The sequence below is a fragment of the Flavobacterium lacisediminis genome, assembly GCF_025909975.1.
Lineage (GTDB): Bacteria > Bacteroidota > Bacteroidia > Flavobacteriales > Flavobacteriaceae > Flavobacterium > Flavobacterium lacisediminis.
On record NZ_JAPCIO010000023.1, the window covers coordinates 1 to 766 of the forward strand.

General features: G+C 34.8%; 1 pseudogene. It reads right to left on the reverse strand.

The features are described 5' to 3' along the window. Positions 1–12: 12 nt before the first annotated feature. Positions 13–766 (reverse strand): annotated as a pseudogene (locus tag OJ995_RS13495) (PorP/SprF family type IX secretion system membrane protein); the annotation flags it as partial.

Below are 766 nucleotides of genomic sequence, written 5' to 3' on the forward strand. Positions count from 1 at the left end.
AGTCGGTTTAGGTTAGAAGAATCTTGGTGAACTTGATACTTTTTTCGGGAAGTTCAAATCAAACAACAATATAATCTCGTGTGATGATGGTGTTGTTACATTCAAATCTGATACGATATGATCGTAAGCGTAGCCTAGTTTCAAATTAGGAGTAATCGCATAATTTACCATCGCACCAAAACTGTCTTCTAATCGGTAGGTAGCGCCTATCNATATGATCGTAAGCGTAGCCTAGTTTCAAATTAGGGGTAATCGCATAATTTACCATCGCACCAAAACTGTCTTCTAATCGGTAGGTAGCGCCTATCTCAAATTTCTGATTGAACAAGAAATTCGTTGATAAATCCAATGATGTTGGAGCTTCAAAAGCCGATTTCATCATGAAAAACGGTTTGAATTTTACATTCTCATTGATATCAAACACATATCCTCCTGTTAAAAAGTAATGTGATACTTCTGATCCAAATTCTCTTCCATTAAAATCTAAATGTTTCGACTTCATTAAATTAGGAACCGAAAATCCTAAATAATACTTATTCGTATAATAGAAAAGTCCTGATCCAATATTAAAATACGAATTACTCGTGTTTTCTGAAAAAGCAGGGTCATTCGCATCGGGTAACGTTGGATAAACATCGTCAAACAAACCTACATTATGCAAAGTAAGACCCGTTTTTATTCCAAATGCTAATTTGTGTTCGCCTCCTAAATTTAATGTGTATGAGAAATCAGCATAAATATTATTCTCCTCAACTGGGCCTATCTT